Raw genomic sequence first — 1,709 nt, 5'->3', positions numbered from 1 at the left:
GCCAAAGAAGCCGTTGACGGCGGCACACCCGACCTTGTACAGTGGACCTTGACGGACCACCTGAACACGGTCCGGGACATCGCGAAGTATAATCCGGGCAGCGACATGACCACCGTGGTCAACCATCTCATCTATGACGCTTTTGGCCGAGTCACGTCGGAGACTAATCCGACGATTGATAGTCTCTTTTTATTCACCGGTAGACCATTCGATAGTGACACTCAACTTCAAAACAACCTCCACCGCTGGTACGACGCTACGGTCGGCCGCTGGCTGAGCGAAGACCCAATCGGCTTTGCCGGTGGCGACGGGAATTTGTATCGGTATGTGGGGAATGGATCGCAAACGCAAGCGGATCCGGAAGGGTACTTTAAGATCAGCGTAAGTGTGTGTCGGAAATGGGTGATCGAAGGCGTGAGAATTACTTGGCCGTTCGGCGAAAATAGCATTGAGGTGACCTTAGCTGGTCAATCGAGAGATGGGTGCAGATTCTCTGAGGCTCCGCACGGTTCAGTAACAGTCAGAAATAGATTTCTGTGGACGGTGATTTCAACTAGTGTCGGTCCGCGCCGAACATTTCATCCTGATTCGTCCTGTGGTTGTGTTGAGTGTTACTCTTACATTGTGAGCGCGACATGGCAGGCGCGAAAATTTGGCGTGTTGCCGCTCAAATATGCTATTCAAACCACCATCTGGGTGCACACTTGCGCAGATGGCCAGACGTGGTCGGATTTCGCTTCCGCGATCAAGACGCCTATGGGCTGGTGGGATAAGTACTTTCGAAACGAGCCTTGCAGCGGTTAAATCCCCATTGGACCTACTTATGATCGGCGCAGTAGGACATAACTCATGCGTAACATTATAATTTGTGTTACTATGCTGATCGTTGTCAAAACGATTACAAGTGTTTTGACGCCCCCTGATCCAGCAACCGACCTTTTACTATGGGGTGGCCTATGTTTGCTCGGCCTCGCAGGCTACCGAGTCTTGAAAAGGCGGTAACTCGGCCGAAGCGAGACACAAATCCGCCGAGGTGATCGCGATGTGTAATACATGTGCGGAAACGAATACGGGCAATCCGGCGGTGTACTCCTTGTTCCTCTTCACCGCCCGACCGTTCGATGCCGACACCGGCCTGCAGAACAACCTCAACCGCTGGTACGATGCCCGCGTCGGCCGCTGGCTGAGCGAAGACCCGATCGGGTTTGCCGGCGGGGATGGGAATTTGTATCGGTATGTCTTCAACGGGGTGTTGCGATACCCAGATCCGGTTGGTCATTTCTGCGGTGAGTGTCAGCCGCCAATACCGAAGTATGCGAACCAATATAATAAACGGGTTGTGGATATTGCCGTTACCGCGGGCCAGAGCCCCTCACAAGAGAGAGCCGCAGAATCCATAGAGCGGAATCTCGAGGCACTGGGGTATATTCAGGCATTCGGCGATGTAGCAACGGCTGCTCTCCTCGGAACCAAGGAGGCATTAGAAGCATTGGTAAACGCTATTGCAGAGACAGCTTCGTCTGCGTATTCCGGTGTAACGGGCGCTCCTAACCATGCGTACATAAAGCGCGGTTATATCGTTTGGCTCATTGTGGAGTTTGAATCTTGCGAACCTTGCTGCGTTTGGCCCATAGTCAAGGGCTATGAGTTCGTCACGCATCGGAGGGAAGTACCCATTCGCGCACCGGAGGGAGCAAACGATATTCCGG

2 protein-coding genes are annotated in these 1,709 nt (G+C 53.2%); both read left to right on the top strand.

The features are described 5' to 3' along the window. Nucleotides 1-804 (top strand): RHS repeat-associated core domain-containing protein (locus ABJK56_RS09335; RefSeq protein WP_347244398.1); only part of this gene is annotated, 804 nt, incomplete at its 5' end. Between the two features lie 238 nt (nt 805-1,042). After that, nucleotides 1,043-1,709 (top strand): RHS repeat-associated core domain-containing protein (locus ABJK56_RS09330; protein WP_347244397.1); only part of this gene is annotated, 667 nt, incomplete at its 3' end.

It is taken from the genome of Thermogutta sp., assembly GCF_039793925.1.
Classification (GTDB): domain Bacteria; phylum Planctomycetota; class Planctomycetia; order Pirellulales; family Thermoguttaceae; genus Thermogutta.
Note: the sequence above shows the minus strand (reverse complement) of the source record. Positions and strands in the feature narration are given on the sequence as shown.